Raw genomic sequence first — 19,002 nt, 5'->3', positions numbered from 1 at the left:
GCTTCAGCTCTTTGCTTCCACGGTCTGCTTGAAGCGGGCGAGCTTTGCGCTCGCCGCGGCGGCATGGGGACCGATCCAGCGGTCGTGGATATCCTGGATCGGTATCGCGTTGAGGTGGTTCCAGCGCTCGCGGCCGCGACGCTCGGCGATCAGCAGGCCGGCATCCTCCAGCACCTTTAGATGCTGCATCACCGTGCAGCGGTCGATGTTGGCGAAGTTGCCGCACAGCGTGCCGGTGGTGAGCGGCTGGTCCTTGAGCGTGTCGAGGATCTGACGGCGGATGTGCGATGCCAGCGCCTTGAAAACACGGTCATATTCTTCGTGGATTGACATGTTATAAATATATAACATAATGACGGGGAATCAAGTGGAGAGTGTCGATGGAACTGAAATTTCGAGTCGCGGCGCGGATCGCGAAGCCGGTGCATGAGGTGTTCGAGGCGGTCGCCGACCCCGACAAGCTGTCGCACTATTTCACCACGGGCGGCGCGAAGGGCCAGCTCGAAACCGGCGCCACGGTCGAGTGGGATTTTCACGATTTTCCGGGGGCTTTTCCGGTCTATGTGATCGAGGTGGTTCCCGACGAGAAGATCGTGCTCGAATGGCAGGCGTACGAGGGCGAGGCGCCGAACCTCGAGGGCGGCGAGCTGAAGGACAGCGACTATCGCACCAAGGTGACGATGAGTTTCAAGGAGCTCGACGACGGGCGCACGCTGGTCGAGATCGCCGAGGAAGGCTGGCGCGAGAATCAGGGCGCGCTCAGCGCCTCCTATGGCAATTGCCAAGGGTGGTCGCAGATGCTTTGCGCGCTGAAGGTGTGGGTCGAGCATGGGATCAATTTGCGCGAGGGGATGTATAAGTGAGGCATAGGGCCCTCACCCGCTGCGACTAGCGAGCAAGCTCGCAAGTCTCGCTGCCCTCTCCCCCAAGGGGAGAGGGTTTCAGTCGGGATATTCGAAGCGCAGCGGGCGCGAGCCGATCGGCGCGCCGGTGTTGGCGTCGACGACCACCGGCCGGACGACTCCGCCTGTCTTCACGTCGAAGTGCTGGCTGAGCGCGCCGGCGCCATTATATTTCCGCCCCCACGCGCCGATCGCCATCAGGATCGGCAAGAAGTCGCATCCCGCATCGGTCAGCACATATTCGTCGCGCGGCGGGCGCTGGCTGTAGCGCCTTTTCTTCAAGAGCCCCGCCTCAGTGAGCGCGGCAAGCCGCCGCGACAATATGTTCGGCGCGATGCCGAGGCTCGTGCGCAGCTGTTCATAGCGGGTCAGCCCACGCTCGACGTCGCGTAGCACGAGCATGCTCCAGCGGTCGCCCACGCGGGTCAGACCGCGGTCAACGGGGCAGGTGCCCAAAATTTCTTTCTCGCCGGTCATTGAAGTCATATGGGGCAGTCACTATCATTTTGCAAGCGACCCGCTCTTGGGCCGCTTGCAGGAGCAATGACATGACTTCTCCCAACCTTGGAACGGCCCTCATCACCGGCGCCTCGACCGGCCTCGGTGCCGTTTATGCCGACCGCCTCGCGAAGCGCGGCCACGACCTCATTCTCGTCGCTCGTAACGGCGCGCAGATGGAGGAGCTCGCCGCGAAGCTGCGCGCCGACACCGGCGTCGCGGTCGACGTGATCGCCGCCGACCTCACCAAGAGCGACGATGTCACCCGCATCGAACAGCGGCTGATCGACGACGCCGGCATCGCCCTGTTCGTGAACAACGCCGGCATGTCGCTGAACGGCGGCACGCTCGAAAACAGCGCTGCCGAGGTCCAGACGATCATCGCGCTCAACATCACCGCCGCCGCGCGGCTCGCGATCGCGGCGGGCAAGGCGTTCGGCGCGCGCGGCAAGGGCGCGATCGTCAACATCGCCTCGGTCCTCGCGCTTGCGCCCGAAGCCTATGAAGGCGTGTACAGCGGGTCGAAGGCGTTCCTGCTCAACCTTAGCCTTTCGCTGGCGAACAGCCTTCGCGAACAGGGTGTGACGGTGCAGGCGGTGCTCCCCGGCGCGACGCGTACCGAAATCTGGGAACGCTCGGGCAAGGATATCGACGCCTTCCCGGCCGAGATGGTGATGGACGCGGGCGATCTGGTCGATGCGGCGCTGCTCGGCTTCGACCGCGGCGAGGACGTGACGATCCCGCCGCTCGCCGACGAAGGCCAGTGGGATGCGTATCACGCAGCGCGGCTCGCGATGGGGCCGGGATTGTCGCGCCGCGACGTCGCCGAACGTTACCGGGTGACCGAAGCGGTTTGAAATCCCATTGGGTCCCCCGTGAAGGCGGGGAACCATATCGTGGTGTCGGATTTGGGGTGGACAATCAATCGACGTTCGACGCCGCCCTGGCATCATCCACACCCCGTTTTAATTACCCATGCGGGATGCGCAGCGGTACTGGCCGCGGAGCCGAAAAGCGGCCGGCCCCCGCCACCATCCGGTCGAGATCGGAAGGGCCGGTTGGCGTATCTGACAACACATTGGAAACGATAACAAAGTGACTTTTCACGCTCGATCCAATGTGTCACTATATCATCGCTATGATATCGGTAGCGGGGCGGCTGCGATGAGATCCCGAGAATATCTGGCGCAACCTTCTCTTCCGCATTTTCTCGACCGCATTTTTTGGAATTTGGCTGCACGGCGCGCGGACGCGTTGCGATGACGCGCGCTAGGACAAGGGCGTCAGGCACGGCACCGGCAAGGCGTCGCGCCGTACAGTTTCAATCGATAGAATAATAAGGATCAAGTTATGACGTAGCTATATTTTAGATAAACATTCAGATTTTGTCGATCCTTTATATAAAGGCGATATAACTCTTTAGCACTACTAGCTAAAGAATGGGAAATCTGTATTTATAGAGGAGTATTTTAAGTATATATTAAGTATCTTTTTTAAAAAATATATTTGACGGCCCCAATATCATTACATATCTCTATCTATATGAAATATCGTGATTCGATAATTTACAAGTATGTAAATTACACTTTTTTACAATTATGTAAATAGCTTGGTATTTCAGTAAAAATAGGGGTCGCGATATGAAATATGAGAGAGAGATCTATAATAGGCAGACAGGAAGCCGGACGCTTTCGGCGCGGAAGAGGCTGCATATTCTCATTGCGGGTCTGATGATCGCCTGTGTAGCGAGCGCGCCCGCGTCGGCGGCGCCCACTGCGCCCCCGCCGGCTCGGACGGCGCCCGACGCCGTGTCACCGGGCGCGCGCGTGTTCGCCGAACAGGCAGGAAAACTCGGGGCACAGAAGTGCGCGCGCCTTTATTCGGTGCTGGGCGACTTGGTGTCCCAGGGCGCCGATTATGCGGTTCGTACCGAAACCAATAAGCAAGCGCCCGACGCGCATCACATCCAAGGGGCGGTCGGGATGACCTATAATCTGCCCGATCTGAAGGGACAGGCGGCGGGTCTGGTCTTCGCCGCGCCCGTGGCGAACGGTTGTGAAGGCCATTTCGTGCGCATCGCGCCATTTCAGAAACCTTGCCAGCAGGTCGTGAAAGACCTGCCGGCGGGGAGCGTTGCCGCAGCCAATTTGTCGGGCGTTCCGGTCTACCAGCTCGGCGGCGGCCAGGGGCAGGCGCTGATGATCGCGAGCGGCGCAAGCTGCGTGGTCGTTACCGTCACGCCGGGTAGCGAGGCACTCTAGACAGAAGCCGTCAGCCAGCGCCTGCGGGCGCTGCTGCAGAATTCTTCAATCACACATTGCGGGCTCCGGACGTGCGTCACCGCGCGATGGTTCTCTGCACCTTTTCAGCACCCGATCCATGGATCGGATCGGGCCAGAGCAGGAGAAATATCATGGGCAATATCGAGACTGCATCGAACGGACGGCGCAACGCGGAATTGGCGCAAAACTGGACGCCGGGTGCGAATGGCATGGGCTGGTCGCAGCGGCGCCGGCTGATGGCGGTGCTGCGCCGCGCGCACCGCGTGTTGGGCATGAAGCGCGACACGCTGGGGCTGGGCGCGCTCGGCGGCGGCAGCCGCGCAGCGCTGCTCTCATCGGTCGGTCCTGCCGGCCTGATCGGCGGTCTCGCGGTGATCGCGGCGGGTGGCATAGTCGCGCCGGCCTTTGCGCAATATCAGGCCGGCGGCGGTTCGGCGACGGCTCCCAACTCCATCGCCATCGGCAACGCGTCGGCATCCGGATCAGGCTCGATTGCCGAGGGCGTCAACGCCAATGCCGGCGCCACCAACGCCGTCGCGATCGGCGTAGGGTCGATCGCATCGGAGGTCAACACGATCTATCTCGGCGCGCGCACGGTGCCCGGCACGGGTGCCACGGGGCCCGGAGCTATCGCAATCGGCACGGACGTAACAGCAAGCGACTCATGGGCCGTTGCGATCGGGCTTCAGAGCGCAGCCTCAGGCCCGGGCGCTGTAGCACTGGGCCGCCTCAGCATAGCGTCAAACAGTGCCGCCACGGCCGTTGGCAACCGCGCCCAGGCGACGGGGAACAGCGCGACCGCACTCGGTGCGGAGGCCTTGGCCATTGGTACAAGCACCGTTGCCGTGGGCCAAGGTGCCGGCGCCGGATCTACCACTGGCAATGCCAGCTCCGTTGCGGTTGGCATTGCTGCCGGCACACTCGTTCAAGGCGCGCAGAATACCGCGTTGGGCGGTGGCATCGCCAGTGTGATGCGAGGCGCCGGTTCCGGCGTCACGGGGACGCGCAATATCGCCCTCGGGACCGGCGATGGCACCGTTGCCTACGATGCTAGCCTGTCGGCCTCCGCAGGCAGCCTGGTTACGGGCAGCGACAATGTCGCGATCGGAACCAATGCCGGCATCGGCGTCGCCGCCAACGGCACGACATCGATCGGCCACAATGCCCTGGCCAGCCAGACTAATGGCACTGCCATAGGCTTTGGAGCAACCGCTACAGGCGTGAACGCCGTGTATCTGGGCGGGCGCACTGGCGCCGGAACGGGTGCTCTCGCTCAAAGCGCCATTGCCATCGGGACAGACGTGACGGCAAACGTGGCCGACGCCACCGCGATCGGACGCCAAAGCGTGGCATCGGCGCAGTTCGCCGTTGCGATCGGGGTAAATTCCCGTGCGTCGGGCATAAGCTCGTCAACACTCGGTCCCAATGCAAATGCTTCGGGTAACTTCGCGCTGGCGCTGGGCAATGCTGCTGTGTCGAGCGGAATTGGCTCGATCGCGATCGGGTCGGGCGCCGAAGGTACGGACATCGCCGCTGTAGCGCTCGGCAATGGTACCCGTGCGACCCTCGCGCGATCGACCGCGCTGGGGGTTAGCGCTTTGGCGAGCGGGGCGAGCGCGCTGGCCATGGGCGACACCGCGAATGCGAGCGCCCAGAATGCGATTGCTGCCGGAACGAACGCCGTCGCCAATTCCGCGGACTCGGTCGCCATCGGCACCAACACCACGGCCACCGGCGGCAAGGCGGTGGCGATCGGCGCCGGCAACGTCGCCAATGGCGACGGTGCCGTGGCGATCGGCGACCCCAGCACCGCGACCGGCGACGGCGCGATCGCGCAGGGCAAGGATAATACCGCCACCGGCAATGGGTCGGTCGCAATGGGTAATACCAATATGGTCGGTGGCGGCGGACAGGCAATCAGCACGCCCGGCACGGCGGCGCAGGGCGCGGTCGGCATCGGCTATCAGAACACCGTCATCGGTCAAGGCTCGGTCGCGATCGGCAGCACCAGCAGCGCACTGGCGGCGGGCGCGGTGGCGTTCGGCGACACGGCGGTCGCAAACAATGCCGGCGACGTGGCGCTGGGCTCGGGCAGCGTGACCGACGTAGCGGTTGCGACAACGAACACCACGATCAACGGCACCAACTATGCCTTCGCCGGCACCACCCCGACCAGCACGGTGAGCGTGGGCGCGGCGGGTACCGAGCGCACGATCACCAATGTCGCGGCGGGCCGGATTAATGGCGGCTCGACCGATGCGATCAACGGCTCGCAGCTCTTCGCGACCAACCAGGCGGTCAGCACGTTGTCGAACACGCTCAACGCGACCGCCATCCACTATCTCAGCATCAACGACGGCGGCGTCACTGGCGGCAATTTCAACAATAACGGCGCGACCGGGCTGAATTCGATCGCCATGGGCGTGAATGCGGCTTCGCAGACGACGAGTAGCGTCGCCATCGGCAATGGTGCCTTCAACCAGCTTCCGGGGGCGGGAGCCGCCACCGATCAGATTGCGATCGGCACATCGGCGCGCACTTTCAGCGGTAACTCGATCGCCATCGGTGGCCAATCCTCCTCGCTCGGCTCGAACGCGATCGCGCTCGGCGCGGCGGCGTCGGGAACCACCTCCTATGCCATTGCCATCGGCTCCGGGCCGGCGGCCGGCGCCAGCGCAACCGGCATCGGGGCCATCGCCATCGGTGGCGGTGGCGGAACGGTGCCGACCGGTACTCCAGCCTCCGCAACCGCAGCACGCGCGATCGCGATCGGGCAGAATACGACTGCCGGTTTCACGAATTCGGTCGCCGTGGGCAACCGGTCCACGGTCGGCAGCGCCTCCTCGGTGGCTTTGGGTGACACCGCCAGCACCGGCGCTACCGGCGCAAACGTCGCCATCGGTAATCTGAGCACCGCCAATGCCGGCACTGCCGCCGGCGGCGCGGTGGCGATCGGACGCTCCAACACTGCGTTCGGCGACGGCGCGGTGTCGATCGGCGATCCGAGCTTTGCCAGCGGCACCGGAGCCTTCACCGGCGGCGCGAACAACATCGCCAACAGCGACGGAACCGCGACGGCCACCGCCGCCAACCAGGCCAGTGGCGCAGTCGCGATCGGCAACAACAACCGCGCGATCGGCCAGGGCAGCGTCGCGCTCGGCAACGGCTCGACCGCCGGCGCGGCCGGGCTCGCCGGGAATGTCGCGCTTGGCAACGGCGCGACCGCCACGGCAAGCGCGGGCGATGTCGCGCTCGGCTCGGGCAGCACGACGCTGGCCGCCGTGGCGACCACCAGCGCCACGATCAACGGCACCAACTACGCTTTCGCAGGCACCGCACCAACGAGTACGGTGAGCGTCGGCGGCGCTGGCACCGAACGGACGATCACCAACGTCGCCGCCGGACGGATCAGTGGCGGGTCGACCGACGCGGTCAACGGCTCGCAGCTGTTCGCGACCAACCAGGCGGTGGACAGCCTGGGCACCCAAGTGAACCAGAATACCACCGATATCACCAATCTCGATGGCCGCGTCACGACGGTCGAGGGCGATGTCACCAACCTCAACAACATGATCACCAACATCAACACCGGCGCGGGGATTAAATATTTCCACGCCAATTCGGCGCTGGCGGACAGCCAGGCGCTGGGGACGGATTCGGTGGCGATCGGCCCGAATGCGGTCGCCAACAACGCCGGGGATGTCGCCCTGGGCAATGGCTCGACGACCGACGTTGCGGTGGCAACCACCGGAACGACGATCGGCGGAACCAACTACGCCTTCGCGGGCGTAGCGCCGACGTCGACGCTGAGCATCGGCGCGCTGGGTGCCGAGCGCACGATCACCAATGTGGCGGCGGGCCGGCTTAATGGAAGTTCGACCGATGCGGTGAACGGATCGCAGCTGTTCGCGACGAACACGCAGGTGACCCAGAACACGACCGACATCGCCAACCTCGATGGCCGGGTGACAACGGCAGAAGGCGATATCACCAATCTCGACGGACGGGTGACCACGGTCGAGGGCAGCCTCACCAATCTCGGCGACGCGATCACCAACATCGCCGGCGATACCTCGACCGCTTACACCGACGCGAATGGCGATGGCATTCGCTATGCGCGCACCAATGAAACCGGCCTCGCGGAAACCGATGCCTTCGCACAAGGGGTCGGTTCGACCGCGCTCGGCTATCAGGCGGCCGCTACCGGCGCGAATACGGTCGCACTCGGCCGTGACAGCCAGGCCACCGTCGATGGGTCGTTGGCGCTCGGTTCGGGCTCGGTCGCCGACCGCGCGATCGCGCCGGTCAGCGGCACGATCCCGGCGGGCATCGGCTTCGTGCCCTATAATACCACCGACGCGACCCTGTTGGGCGCGGTCTCGGTCGGCAATGCGGCGACGAACGAATATCGCCAGATCACCAATGTCGCCGACGGCACGGCGGCACAGGACGCCGTAACGCTGCGCCAGCTTCAGGGTGCGATCTCGTCGGTTTCGGTGACGCCGATCCAATATTTCCACGCCAATTCGAGCGCCGTCGACTCGCTCGCGGCGGGCGCGGAATCGATCGCGGTCGGCCCGACCACGGTGGTCAATGGCGACAATGGCATCGGCATCGGCAATGGCGCGATTGTCGACCAGACCGCACCGGGAGGTACGGCGATCGGCCAGAACGCCCGGGTCAGCCAAGCCGACGGCATCGCCTTCGGCACCAACTCGATCGCAAACGGCATCCAGTCGATCGCGATCGGCCCCGGCGCCAACGCGAGCTTTGCGGGCAGCGTCGCGCTCGGCGCGGGCGCGACGACGAGCGTTGGATCGCGGACCGGCTATGCGGGTTATGGCCTCGCCGCGCCGCAAAACTCGGCGGGCGAGGTGTCGGTGGGCAGCGCAGGGGCGGAGCGGCAGCTCACCAATGTCGCCGCGGGCTCGGCGCCGACCGATGCGGTGAATGTCAGCCAGCTCAACCAGGTGGCCCAGAATACCGCCACTAGCCTGGGTGGCGGGGCATCCTATGATGCGACCACCGGAGCCTATACGGGGCCCACCTATAATGTGGGCGGAAACACCTACAATAATGTCGGCGATGCGCTCGGTGCGCAGACTACGGCGGTCACCAATCTCGATAATCGTGTGACCGTGGTTGAGGGCAACGTCACCAACCTTGGCGACAGCGTGGCGGCCGGTCTGGGCGGAGGATCCACCTATAATTCGACCACCGGAACGGTGACGACCGCGCTGAATGTCGGCGGCAACACCTATGGCAGCGTCAACGATGCCCTTCAGGCGCTGAATACGACGGCCAGCGCGGGCTGGAATATCTCGGCGAATGGCGGCCCGGCGACGAACGTCCCGTCGAACGGCACGCTCAACGTATCCGCGGGTTCCAACACCGTAGTGACGCTGAACGGTAATCAGCTGCAGATCGCGATGGCGGACAATCCGACGTTCAGCGGGGTCGTCAATGCCAATGGCGGCCTGACCGTCGGCGCCAACACCAGCGTCAACATGGGGGGCAATGTCGTCCAGAACGTCGGAGCGGGCGCGGTGAACGCCACCTCGACCGATGCGGTGAACGGCTCGCAGCTCTACCCGATCCAACAGCTGGCCAGTAATTCGGTGCAATATGATGCGGCCGGCAACTCGGTCACGTTCAATCCGGGCGGATCGGCCACCACACTGCACAATGTCGCGGCCGGCGTCGCCCCCACCGATGCCGTCAATGTCCAGCAGCTTGGTGACGGTCTCGCCGAGACGCTTGCCTCGGCCAATGCCTATACCGACTCGCGGCTTGTAGGCATCGAGTTCGACTTGACCCGGGCGCGGCGCGACGGCTTCGCCGGGACGGCGGGCGCGCTTGCCGCCGCGGGGCTTCCGCAGGCCTTCGAACCCGGTCGCGGGATGCTCGCCTTCGGCGCCGGAACCTACCGCGGGCAATCGGCATTCGCACTCGGCTTGTCGCGAGTGTTGGATGACGGCCGCACCGTCATCAAGGCCGGAGCGACCTACGACACGCAGCAGCGCGCCGGCGCCAATGTGGGCGTCGGGTTCCAGTTCTGATTTCGTTCCTCATCGATCGCTCTTTCCTCAAGGAGGATGTTATGAAAACCAAGTTTTTCGCTGCCCTTTGCCTTTCGGGCGCATGTTTGACGAACCCGGCCGTGGCTTCTGAAGATAGCCCTTCGCCCGCATCGTCCGCTTCAACCTATCAGGCGACGGTCGATCCCGCAGCCTTTCGGCCGGTGGTGCTGGAGCACAAGAAGCTGGGCGTCACCACCACCCCGGCCACGATCCGGCTGATCACGCCCGGCGTCGACAAATTCAGCATCTATCCGTTGATCGGCGCGCCGCATTTCGCGGAAGGGATCACGCGGCGATGGAATTACGTTCTTTTCTTTCCCGCCGCGCCGGGAAGCACGGAACGGGTGCGTTGCCGCATGGAAATCCGTTTCGAGCGCCCGCGCGGTCACTATAGCGTCGTGGTGTCCGAAGTCGTGTGGCAGGACCAATCCTGCGCGGACCGGGTTGCGGCAGCAAGCTGATTGGGCAAGAGGTGGCGTCATGCGCATAATCATTCTGTTCGCCGCCTCCGCTTTCACCTTCGCCAGCGTCACAGCGTCGGCGCAGACCTTCGGTCCAGCGATCCAAGGCCTTTGTCTGCTCTCGCGCAATGGCGCCATCGGTGCATCCCGCGCGGGCCAGTCGATGCAGGCACAGCTCAAGCAGATGCAGGGTGCGCTATCGGGCGATCTCGCCCGACAGCGCTCCTCAATCGATCAACAACGCCGAACGCTTGAGGCGCGGCAGAATTCGACGGCGCCGATCGAATATCAGCGTCAGCTTTCCGCGCTCAACCAGCAGGCCCAGGCGATTGAGCAGCAGCAAAATGTGCGCTTCATCGCCGCGCAGACGCGGGGCCAGCAGCAGATCGACCAAGCGCTGGGCACGGCGCTGGGCCGCATCGTCACCCGCGCCAATTGCAGCGTCGTGCTCGAACGCGATAATTCTTATGGCTGGAATAACGCGATGGACATCACGCCTATCGTCGCCCGGGAAATGGACAGTTTGCTTCAAAGCGTCACGCTGCAATGACCGGCTTGCAGCCATCGTTGGCGTTGAATCCCGTCAGCTTTAGGCATCCGCATCGCTCAACGCTGCATGCCACCCGGGCGCCAGCTTCAGCATAGCTAGATCGCGATTTCAAGCGAGTTAACCCAGTGGCAACGTCAGCTCGCTGGGTCCCCGCTTTCGCGGGGATGACGATGTAGGAAGTGGCGCGGCTACCGCTGGCCGAAAGCGGCGGCCGTCATCAGCGGAATGGCGGCTCATTAAACGCGCGCAGCTTGCGGCTGTGGAGTTTGGCGCCCTCGTCGCGCATCGTCTCGCAGGCGCGGATACCGATCTGAAGGTGGGCGGCGATCGCTTCTTCGTAAAAGCGGTTCGCCTGGCCGGGTAGCTTGAGTTCGCCGTGGAGCGGCTTGTCGCTGACGCAGAGCAGCGTGCCGTAAGGCACGCGGAAGCGGTAGCCTTGCGCGGCGATCGTGGCGCTTTCCATATCGATACCGATCGCGCGCGACTGCGAGAAGCGGAGCGCCGAGTCGGTGTAGCGCAGTTCCCAGTTGCGGTCGTCGGTGGTGACGACGGTGCCGGTGCGCATGCGTTTCTTGAGGTCGGCGCCGGTGGCGCCCGACACGCCTTCGGCAGCGCTGGCGAGCGCCTGCTGGACTTCGGCGATCGGCGGGATCGGGATTGCGACCGGCAGTACCGCGTCGAGGATATGATCGTCGCGAAGATAGGCGTGCGCGAGCACATAGTCGCCGATGCGCTGGCTGGGGCGGAGTCCGCCGCAGTGGCCGATCATCAGCCACGCCTCGGGGCGCAGCACCGCCAGGTGATCGCAGATCGTCTTGGCGTTCGAGGGGCCGACGCCGATGTTGACGAGCGTGATGCCGCCGCCGTCGGGGGCGATCAGGTGATAGGCGGGCATCTGGTGCCGCCGCCATGCGCTGTCGGCGACGAGTGCGCTCGCGTTGACCCCCGGCTGGTCGACGTAGAGGCCCGCGGCGCCGGCGAGCGCGGTGTAGCGGCCCTGCCCGACCTGCGATCCCGCCCAGGCGACGAATTCGTCGACATAGCGATGATAGTTGGTGAACAGGATATAGCGCTGGAAATGCTCGGGCGCGGTGCCGGTGTAATGGCGGAGGCGCGCGAGGCTGAAGTCGGTGCGCAGCGCGTCGAACAGCGCGAGCGGCTGCGCCGCCGACGGATCGGCGCCGAACAATCCGTCAGCCAACTCGTCGCCGATGTCAGCGAGCTCGGTCGTGGGAAAGTGGCGCGCGAGTTCGAGCGGCGTGACCCCGCCCATGTCCGATCCGTCGCTGGCGTCGAGCACATAGGGGAAGGGGATTTGCTGTCCCGTACGCGTGACCTCGAGCGTGATGTCATAATGCCGCGCGAGAAGGGTGAGCTGGTCGCGCAGATAGTCGGCGAACAGATCGGGGCGGGTGACCGTGGTGACGAACTCGCCTGCGCGCTCGAAGCGGCCGAAGGACAGATTATGTCCCTTCTGGCCTTCGCGCTGTTCGCCGGTGGTCGTGAGACGGATTGCCGGATAGTCGAACAGCCCGGTCGCGGCCGCGTCGGCGGGGGGCAGCGTGCGGTCGTGAACATAGGCGGCGATCGCGGATTTGAGCGCGGTGACCGAGGCGCGGAACTTGGCTTGCAGTTCGGCGATGACGCCCTCGACGAGAGCGGTAGGGTCGGCGATGTCGGGTTGATTTGATGATGATGTCATCGCGTCGCTGTTGCACGAAATTATGACAAAAGGGAAGGGGACGCGGAATGATGGCGGCGCGGCCTTTCGGGCCGCGCCGCCTCCCCTTTTGTTACATCTTGAAACTGGCGCGGACGTAATAATAGCGTCCGGGCAGATCATAGGCGGTCGGATCGAAATTATTGATGTCGCAGCTGATGCAGCCCGGCGCCTTGACGTTGAACAGATTGTTCACGCCGAGCGCGAAGCCGAAGGCCTCGGGATCCTCGGCCGGGAACCAGCGCAGCTGGAAGTCGGTGTAGAAACGCGCCTTCAGCCTGTTGTCGTCGGCCAGCGGCTCCCTGATCGCCGAAACATAACGGCCGGTCAGCGTCGCGCCGATCGACGTGCCGTCCCAATCGAGGATGCCGACCGACTTCCATTTGGGGAAGGCCTGGCTGGGACTGCCCTGTTCGGTCCCCTCGCGGCTGACGACCAGCGGGCCGTCGGCGGTCGGCACGATCACGTCATACTGGGTGAGGAAGGTGTTGTTCCAGGTGAAGCCGAACCGGCCGGCGGAGGTTTTCTGTGTCCGGTAGGTCAGGTTGGCGTCGATGCCCTTGGTACGGATGCCGGCGATATTCTGGAGCAGCCCCTCGACGAAGGTCAGCTGTCCTCCGCCCGCGCGGGTGACCAGCGCGCAGGCGTCGGCATCATTCTGCGCGACACACTGGCCCAGCGTGATTTCGGCATTCACCGACTGGATCGCCCCCTTGATCTTGATGTCATAATAATTGGCCTCGATCGACAGGCCGGGGATGAAGGCGGGACTGTACACGCCGCCGAAAATCCAGCTCTTCGAACTTTCGGCCGCCAGATCCTCATTGCCGCCGACGAGCACCGAGATCTGCGGATTGGCCTGGGCATAACCGGCCGCGGGAACCCCTTGCGCTATGCAATTGGCGCGGATCGTCGTGTTGTTGTTCCAGTTCTGGCCCGTGGTCGTCGACGTCGAGCAGGGATCGTTGATCTGCTGGTCGAAGCGCGACTGGGTGCCGAACAATTCGCCGATCGACGGGGCACGGAAGCCCTCGGCATAGGAGGCGCGGAGGCGCAGATCCTGGATCGGCTTCCAGTTGACGCCCCCCTTTAGCGTCGTCGTCGAGCCCGAGGTCGAATAGTCCGACCAGCGCACCGCGCCGGTGAATTCGAGCAGGTCGATGAAGGGGATGTCGGACAGCACCGGGGCACTGAGTTCGGCATAGGCTTCCTTGACGTTATAGCTGCCGCGCGTCGGCAGCGCCGGAATGTCCGAGCTGAAACCCGCGGCGACGATCGGGTCGGGATCGAAGCTGCCTTTAAGCTTGCGATATTCGACCCCGACCGCGATGCCGAGCGGTCCGCCCGGCAGGTCGAACAGGCTGCCGGTGACGTTGGCCGAGGCGCTGAAGGTCGACTGGCGGCTGCGGTCGCGCTGGGTGAACATGACATAGTCGAGCATCGGCTGGGTGATCGACCCGACCCCGCCGAAGATGTTGAACGGCACGCATTCGCCGGTGCAGGCGGCGACCGGGCCGAGTGCCTGGCGCAGGCGATCGGAGTTGATGTTGCCGAACATCGTCTGCTTGGCCTTGTTGCGGCCATAGGCGGCGTTGATGTCCCAATACCATTTACGTCCGCCGCCGATGTCGAAGCTGCCGTCGAGCGTCGCGACGCCATAGATCGTCGTCACCGTCTGGTTGAAGCGGCGCGGGCCGCCCTCGATGAAGCGGCGATAGACCAGATCGGTATTGCTCGCGTCGAGCGTCACCCCGAACGGGTTGAAGGGGTTGGTGGCATCGACGGTGATCGCGTCGAGCACCGGGGTCAGCCCCGCGGCGGGGCCGAAGCCGAACGGCAGCGGCGCGGCCTGGTTTTTCGATTTGCGCTGGTTCCAGATCCCGCGAACCGAGAAATTGATGCTGTCGGAGATTTCCTGCCGGGCGTTGACGAAGGCGCCATAGCGTTCGACCGGGATCTGCAGATAGTTGAACGGGCCGAAATTGAAGCGGTCGGCGGTGCCGAAGGCCTTGAAATCGCTCGCCGGATCGGTCGGATTGCCCGCGTTATACACGGGATTGCGGCCGATCACCGGGCCGCGCAACGTCAGGTCGTTGCCGAAGACGATAAAGCGCCCGAGCGGTACGAAGCCCGAGCAGCCGCCGTCGAGACAGGTGTTCGAGTAGGGCGCGGGAAAGCGCGAAATCGCGCGGCTGCCCGCCAAAACGCCGTCCTGCTGGACATAGTTGGCGCCGACGACGATCTGCGTCGGGCCGCGGCCGTTGCCCCAGCTGACCTGCGCGCTCTTGGTAAAGCCGTCGCCCTGGCCATAGCCGCCGACCTGCGCGCTGGCGCGGAGCCCTTCCTGGCTTTTCTTGGTGATGATGTTGACGACGCCGGCAATCGCGTCCGAGCCGTAAATCGCCGATGCGCCGTCTTGAAGCACCTCGATGCGCTCGATCGCGCTTTCGGGAATCGAGTTGAGGTCGGTCGAGCCGGGCACACCGCTCGCCGAGGCGCCGTTCACATAGCGGATGCCGTCGACGAGCACGAGCACGCGGCGCGAGCCGAGATAGCGCAAGTCGATTTCCGCCGCGCCCGCGCCGACGCCGCCGCCGTCGGGCGGATTGCCGAGGTTGCCGCTATTGTTGAACTTGCTGTTGAGGCCGCCGCCCGAGCTCGGCAGGCGCTGGAGCACGTCGTTGACCGACGCGAGGCCGGTTTTTGCGATATCGTCCTGGCCGACATAGACGATCGGTGCGTCCTGATCGAGCGGGTCGCGGCGGATGCGCGAGCCGGTCACGACGATGGTTTCCCCGGACGCCTCCGCCGCGCTGTCCTGCGGCGCTGGTTCCGATTGCTGCGCGTGGCCGGGCGCGGCGCTTACCAATGCCGCCGCGATGGCGATGCCGGCCGTTCCCGAGCGGGCAAAAAGCTGGAATTGGGTCATAATCCTCTCCTCCTGTTATTTTTCAGGCATATGCGAGCGGCCGCCGGACCGAGTCCGGCGGCCGCATCTGCAACGCTTCGAAAAACAATTAGGATGAAAGGAAAGCGCCCTCCGGACGATTATGCTGCGGCACTGTGACCTTACGGCCACAGGCCTGAGCACGGCGAAGGGCGGAAAAGCGCCTTACAGCTGTTCGAGCATATGATCGGCGCTCGACACCTTGAATTCGCCCGGCGCTTCGACGTTGAGCTGTTCGACGACGCCGTCGTTGACGATCATCGAGAAGCGCTGGCCGCGCTTGCCCATGCCGAACGCCTTGCCGTCCATGGTCAGACCGACCGCTTCGGCGAAGTCGCCATTGCCGTCGGCGAGCATGGTGACGCTGGCGCTGGCGCCCGCGTTCTTGCTCCATGCGCCCATGACGAAGGCGTCGTTGACCGCGGTGCAGACGATTTCGTCGACGCCCTTGGCCTTCAGCTCTTCGGCCTTGTCGACGAAGCCCGGCAGATGCTTGGCCGAGCAGGTCGGGGTGAAGGCGCCGGGGACCGAGAAGAGCGCGACCTTGCGGCCCTTGAAATAATCGGCAGTGCTGACCTGTTCAGGGCCGTTTTCGGTGACCTTCACAAAGGTGGCGTCGGGCAATTTGTCTCCGGTCTGGATCGTCATGGTCGGCATCCTTTTCTTGAGGGGATTTTGGTGGCGGTGACATTGGGTTGCAGACCCGCCGAGTCAAGCGCGCGAGGGTCGATTCATCGAAATGCTGGACCACGCTGGCCCACCGCGCCATGATGGCGCGATGGACACAGACCCCACCTGGTTCACTGGCCAGCTGTTGCTCGCGCTGCCCGGGATTGGCGATCCCCGCTTCGAGCATTCGGTGATCGCGATGATCAGCCACGACGAAGATGGCGCGATGGGGATCGGCATCGCCGAACCGATCGGCGGCATGACTGTCGGCGCGGTGCTCGACCAGCTCGAGATTGCGCATGACGCCCCGCTGGAACAGCCCGTTTTCCTCGGGGGTCCGGTCGAACCGTCGCGCGGCTTCGTCCTCCACAGTCTCGACTGGGGCGGTCAGGAGGCAGTGCAGGTGAGCGATCGCTGGATGGTGTCGAGTTCGCACGACATCTTGCGCGCGATCGGCGAGGGCCGCGGCCCGGCCCAGTGGCTTGTGGCATTGGGTTATGCGGGGTGGTCGCCCGGCCAGCTCGAGGGCGAGATGGTCCGCCACGGCTGGCACGTTACCCCGGGCAGCGACGCCTTGCTGTTCGACACGCCGCCCGCCGAACGATGGCAGGCGGCGTTTGCCGAAGCGGGAGTGGACGCCCGCTTGCTGACAACCGAAGGCGGCGAGGCTTAGCGCGCGAGCGCGAGCAGCGGACGGCCGGCGCCGAGATTGGCGCGCGCGGTGCGTGCGGCCCAACGCGAATCCATATAGCGGCCACTCGCGAGTTCGAGATCGTAGCGGATCGGGCTGGCGATCGCAGCGTCATAGGCGGCGGCGGCATCGGCGGTGCGGCCGAGCCGGGCATAAGCGGTGCCAAGGTTGATAAGCCGCGACGGGTCGCGCGCATCGAGAGTGGTTTCGCCGGTCAGCTTTTCCACCGCGGCGTGGTTCTCGCCGGCCTTGAGTTCGGCGAACGCGACCGGAAGAATATCCGAATCGCCGGCCTGCGGTCCGGTGACGACGATGATCGACTGGGCCGCGGCAGGGCTCGCGAAGGTGAGGGCGACGAACGGCAGCAGATATTTTTTCACTCTGGTATCTCCCCGAAAACTTGAGATGATTTTCTCGCGCATTCGAAAAAAAGTCAATGTTTCGGGGCCTTTGTAACACTGGTGTCACAAAGGCAAATTAGGCTAATCGCAAGGCGCATTATAAGTCAGGATTTTCAGAATCTTGGCGATCGCGACTCGTTGTCACAAAATCGTGGCCGCGATTGTCACAATTGCGCCCGCCGAAAATTATTTTCGCAGCCCGGTGCATTTTGCGCTGCCGATTCGTGCGTCCGGCATCCGGGCGGGCGGTGTCGATATTGCGATATAAAGAAAAGTTTATATTTGATCGGCGACGCCATTTCGTCTAGGGCGCCGGGCATAATTACCTGACTTTTCGGGGCCGCTCGCCTGCGGCCGAACTCGCCTACAGGAGACACACCGTGGCCACTCTCGCCGCCGATACCCGTGATTATGTGATTGCCGACATCGCTCTTGCCGACTTCGGTCGCAAGGAAATCAACATCGCCGAAACCGAAATGCCGGGCCTGATGGCGCTGCGCAGCGAGTTCGGCGCATCGCAGCCGCTCAAGGGCGCGCGCATCGTCGGTTCGCTGCACATGACGATCCAGACCGCGGTGCTGATCGAGACGCTGACCGCGCTCGGCGCCGAGGTCCGCTGGGCGACGTGCAACATCTTTTCGACGCAGGACCATGCCGCCGCCGCGATCGCCGCGACGGGCGTGCCGGTGTTCGCGGTGAAGGGCGAAAGTCTCGCCGATTATTGGGACTATGTCGGTCGCATCTTCGACTGGGGCGTGGAAGACGGCACGACGTGCAACCTGATCCTCGACGATGGCGGCGACGCGACGATGTTCGCGCTGTGGGGCGCGAAGCTCGAAGCCGGACAGGAAATGCCGGCGCCCGAGAATGAAGAAGAGATCGAAATGCAGCGCGCGCTGAAGGCGTTCGTCGCGGCGAACCCCGGCTATCTGACCAAGACGGTCAAGGCGATCAAGGGCGTGTCGGAAGAAACGACCACCGGCGTCCACCGCCTGTACCACATCGCCAAGAAGGGCGAGCTGCCCTTCCCCGCGATCAACGTCAACGACAGCGTCACCAAGTCGAAGTTCGACAACCTCTATGGCTGCAAAGAGTCGCTCGTCGACGCGATCCGCCGCGGCACCGACGTGATGCTCGCGGGCAAGGTCGCGACCGTCGCGGGCTTCGGCGACGTCGGCAAGGGCTCGGCCCAGTCGCTCCGCAACGGCGGCGCGCGCGTGCTCGTCACCGAAATCGATCCGATCTGCGCGCTGCAGGCGGCGATGGAGGGCTTCGAGGTCGTGACGATGGACGAAGCCGTCAAGCGTTCGGACATCTTCGTCACCGCGACCGGCAACGCCGACGTGATCACCGCAGACCATATGGCGGCGATGAAGAATATGGCGATCGTCTGCAACATCGGCCACTTCGACAGCGAGATCCAGATCGCTGCGCTCGCCAACTACAAGTGGACCGAAGTGAAGCCGCAGGTCGACCTGGTCGAATTCCCCGACGGCAAGCAGATCATCATCCTGTCGAAGGGCCGCCTCGTGAACCTCGGCAACGCGACGGGTCACCCGAGCTTCGTGATGTCGGCGAGCTTCACCAACCAGACGCTCGCGCAGATCGAGCTGTGGACGCGCAGCGAGCAGTATAAGAACGACGTCTATGTCCTGCCCAAGCATCTCGACGAAAAGGTCGCGGCGCTGCACCTCGACAAGCTGGGCGTGAAGTTGTCGAAGCTCAGCCAGAAGCAGGCCGATTATATCGGCGTGCCGGTCGCCGGCCCGTTCAAGCCCGACCATTATCGTTATTGATCGGT

15 protein-coding genes are annotated in these 19,002 nt (G+C 64.2%); 9 read left to right on the top strand and 6 right to left on the bottom strand.

Annotation, left to right across the window (positions count from 1 at the left end; all coding sequences use genetic code 11):
• Positions 1-3 precede the first annotated feature (3 nt).
• Complete coding sequence (locus tag V6M50_RS07155) at positions 4-333, bottom strand: ArsR/SmtB family transcription factor (protein ID WP_332817864.1); 330 nt, start codon at positions 331-333, stop codon at positions 4-6.
• Between the two features lie 47 nt (positions 334-380).
• On the opposite strand from V6M50_RS07155, the gene V6M50_RS07150 reads away from it, so the two are divergent.
• Complete coding sequence (locus V6M50_RS07150) at positions 381-863, top strand: SRPBCC family protein (RefSeq protein ID WP_332817863.1); 483 nt, start codon at positions 381-383, stop codon at positions 861-863.
• A gap of 78 nt (positions 864-941) precedes the next feature.
• On the opposite strand, the gene V6M50_RS07145 is transcribed toward V6M50_RS07150, so the two are convergent.
• Positions 942-1,379 carry a winged helix-turn-helix transcriptional regulator gene (locus V6M50_RS07145; RefSeq protein ID WP_332817862.1) on the bottom strand — a complete coding sequence of 146 codons (438 nt, stop codon included), beginning with the start codon at positions 1,377-1,379 and terminating at the stop codon, positions 942-944.
• A gap of 71 nt (positions 1,380-1,450) precedes the next feature.
• On the opposite strand from V6M50_RS07145, the gene V6M50_RS07140 reads away from it, so the two are divergent.
• The 5 genes from V6M50_RS07140 to V6M50_RS07120 all read left to right on the top strand — a co-directional run bounded on the left by V6M50_RS07140 (position 1,451) and on the right by V6M50_RS07120 (position 10,773).
• Positions 1,451-2,257, top strand: a complete 807-nt coding sequence (locus V6M50_RS07140; RefSeq protein ID WP_332817861.1) for an SDR family NAD(P)-dependent oxidoreductase — start codon at positions 1,451-1,453, stop codon at positions 2,255-2,257.
• A gap of 873 nt (positions 2,258-3,130) precedes the next feature.
• Positions 3,131-3,661, top strand: coding sequence for a hypothetical protein (locus V6M50_RS07135; protein WP_332817860.1), 531 nt, complete (start codon positions 3,131-3,133; stop codon positions 3,659-3,661).
• Positions 3,662-3,813: 152 nt separating this feature from the next.
• Positions 3,814-9,741, top strand: coding sequence for a hypothetical protein (locus V6M50_RS07130; protein ID WP_332817859.1), 5,928 nt, complete (start codon positions 3,814-3,816; stop codon positions 9,739-9,741).
• A 101-nt stretch (positions 9,742-9,842) separates the two neighbouring features.
• Positions 9,843-10,223, top strand: a complete 381-nt coding sequence (locus V6M50_RS07125) for a hypothetical protein (RefSeq protein ID WP_332817858.1) — start codon at positions 9,843-9,845, stop codon at positions 10,221-10,223.
• A gap of 19 nt (positions 10,224-10,242) precedes the next feature.
• The gene (locus V6M50_RS07120; protein ID WP_332817942.1) at positions 10,243-10,773 is read left to right on the top strand and encodes an OmpH family outer membrane protein; all 531 of its coding nucleotides are present in this window, start codon (positions 10,243-10,245) and stop codon (positions 10,771-10,773) included.
• A 217-nt stretch (positions 10,774-10,990) separates the two neighbouring features.
• On the opposite strand, the gene V6M50_RS07115 is transcribed toward V6M50_RS07120, so the two are convergent.
• The 3 genes from V6M50_RS07115 to V6M50_RS07105 form a co-directional block, all read right to left on the bottom strand.
• Entirely contained in the window at positions 10,991-12,475 is a 1,485-nt protein-coding gene (locus V6M50_RS07115; protein ID WP_332817857.1) for an AMP nucleosidase, read from the bottom strand.
• Positions 12,476-12,566: 91 nt separating this feature from the next.
• Positions 12,567-15,422 (bottom strand): TonB-dependent receptor, encoded by a 2,856-nt coding sequence (locus V6M50_RS07110; RefSeq protein WP_332817856.1) that lies wholly within the window; start codon positions 15,420-15,422, stop codon positions 12,567-12,569.
• Between the two features lie 183 nt (positions 15,423-15,605).
• A complete protein-coding gene (locus tag V6M50_RS07105) occupies positions 15,606-16,088 on the bottom strand; it encodes a peroxiredoxin (RefSeq protein ID WP_332817855.1) in 483 nt (160 codons plus the stop codon).
• 130 nt (positions 16,089-16,218) lie between these two features.
• Here V6M50_RS07105 and V6M50_RS07100 point away from each other — a divergent pair, with 130 nt between their 5' ends.
• Positions 16,219-16,782: a YqgE/AlgH family protein gene (locus V6M50_RS07100; protein WP_332817854.1), complete on the top strand. Its 564-nt coding sequence runs from the start codon at positions 16,219-16,221 to the stop codon at positions 16,780-16,782.
• Here the strand turns inward: V6M50_RS07100 and V6M50_RS07095 are convergent.
• Positions 16,779-17,180, bottom strand: coding sequence for a hypothetical protein (locus V6M50_RS07095; protein WP_332817853.1), 402 nt, complete (start codon positions 17,178-17,180; stop codon positions 16,779-16,781). The genes V6M50_RS07100 and V6M50_RS07095 overlap by 4 nt on opposite strands.
• Before the next feature lie 142 nt (positions 17,181-17,322).
• Here V6M50_RS07095 and V6M50_RS07090 point away from each other — a divergent pair, with 142 nt between their 5' ends.
• The gene (locus V6M50_RS07090; protein ID WP_332817852.1) at positions 17,323-17,469 is read left to right on the top strand and encodes a hypothetical protein; all 147 of its coding nucleotides are present in this window, start codon (positions 17,323-17,325) and stop codon (positions 17,467-17,469) included.
• Between the two features lie 112 nt (positions 17,470-17,581).
• A complete protein-coding gene (ahcY, locus tag V6M50_RS07085) occupies positions 17,582-18,997 on the top strand; it encodes an adenosylhomocysteinase (protein ID WP_332817851.1) in 1,416 nt (471 codons plus the stop codon).
• Positions 18,998-19,002: the final 5 nt, after the last annotated feature.

Origin of the sequence: Sphingopyxis sp., from assembly GCF_036675685.1 — a bacterium.
GTDB lineage: Bacteria > Pseudomonadota > Alphaproteobacteria > Sphingomonadales > Sphingomonadaceae > Sphingopyxis.
This window is presented reverse-complemented; position numbering and strand designations above follow the sequence as displayed.